This is a genomic window from Acetomicrobium sp. S15 = DSM 107314, assembly GCF_016125955.1.
Lineage (GTDB): Bacteria > Synergistota > Synergistia > Synergistales > Thermosynergistaceae > Thermosynergistes > Thermosynergistes pyruvativorans.
In genome coordinates this window covers 1-1,488 of the sequence record NZ_JADEVE010000413.1, presented here as the reverse complement: position 1 = coordinate 1,488, position 1,488 = coordinate 1, and the positions used below count along the sequence as shown (strand labels likewise).

The 1,488-nt window shown below is 48.3% G+C and carries 2 protein-coding genes; both read left to right on the top strand.

The features are described 5' to 3' along the window. Nucleotides 1–757, top strand: a 757-nt coding sequence (locus tag EZM41_RS11995; RefSeq protein WP_198471301.1) for a TRAP transporter substrate-binding protein, incomplete at its 5' end; no start/stop codon positions are given. Nucleotides 758–988: 231 nt separating this feature from the next. Next, on the top strand, nt 989–1,488 hold a 500-nt coding region (locus tag EZM41_RS11990; RefSeq protein WP_198471300.1), incomplete at its 3' end, for a hypothetical protein.

Genomic DNA, 1,488 nt, shown 5'->3' with positions numbered 1-1,488 from the left:
GTTTGGCATGGACAATTGGGACTATATGGCGTGGATGTTCTTCGGGGGCGGCTACGATTTATGGCGAGAATTAATGGCAAGCACTGGCTACAGCAATGTTGTGCCATTTATGATCAAAGGCGAGTTTCCAGAGCCGCTTGGATGGTTCCCAAAACCCATAACGAGCTTTGAGGATCTTAAAGGCCTTAAGATGCGGGTGGCTGGTTTAGCTGCCGAAGTCTTTAAAGAAGCCGGCGTGGCAGTAGTCAATGTACCAGGAGGGGAGATCCTTCCCCTGTTGGAGAGGAAGACCATAGACGCAACGGAATACAGCGATCCCCATAGTGATCTATTGCTTGGTATACCGGATATCTTGAAATACTATCATGCCCCTGGAATACACCAGCCCACAGGCAACACATCTATATATATAAATAAAAAGAAGTGGGAATCGTTGTCTCAGGATCTAAAAAACATCGTAGAGACGGTATGTAATGAGATGGCGCTGAAGAACAACTTCGAAGAGTGGGTGCAGGGGCAATGGGCGCTGGAAAAGATGGAAAAGGAAATGGGTGTTAAAGTGGTCGAGACACCTCCCGATGTTGTAGATAAACTTCTTGAAGCGTGGGATAAGGTTGCAGCTAGAGAATGCGAGACTAACCCTATGTTTAAGAAGATTTATGAGTCGCAGAAAGAGTGGGCGTCCAAGTATGTTCCCTATAGGCGAAAATTCTACATAGATTATTCTAAAGTGGCCGATTACTACTGGAAGAAGTAAGTTAGAAATTTAAAAAACGAGTATTAGTCCATATGCCTAGTGCTGCCGATGAGCATTGACAAAATTGGCGGCGCCAGGTCATTTAGATAGTTTTGTGGTTGCCGACGTTGGCTTATGGCAGGTAAGGAGCTCGCTTTATAAGTGCGGCAAAGGGGGTGGTCAGGTGGTATAGATAAAGCCTTAAGATAACCGCGTGAGTTCGAGATTTTATTTTAGGTAGGAGGTGTGAGTATGGTGAAAAGGTCAGGTATATGGGTGGTTGGAGTTGCGATCATTGTGGCCCTTGTTTTTGCAGCTTATGCTACAGATGCGACGGCGCAGGAAAAACCGATAAAGTGGAGGACGCAGAGCACATTTGGAGTGGGATCATGGGACTTTGTACACGGGGAAAGGGCCATTGAGCGCATCGGGGCAATGAGTCAGGGCCGGCTGCAGCTTGGGCCATTGCTCGCCCCCGGCACGATAGTTCCGGCCTACGAGGTGCTCGATGCCGTAAATAGAGGCATCTTGGAGGCTGGGCAAGGATGGGAAGGTTATTGGGTCGGCAAAAATTCCGCTTTTACGCTCTTTTCATGTGCTGCGGGTGGCCCGTTTGGCATGGACAATTGGGACTATATGGCGTGGATGTTCTTCGGGGGCGGCTACGATTTATGGCGAGAATTAATGGCAAGCACTGGCTACAGCAATGTTGTGCCATTTATGATCAAAGGCGAGTTTCCAGAGCCGCTTGG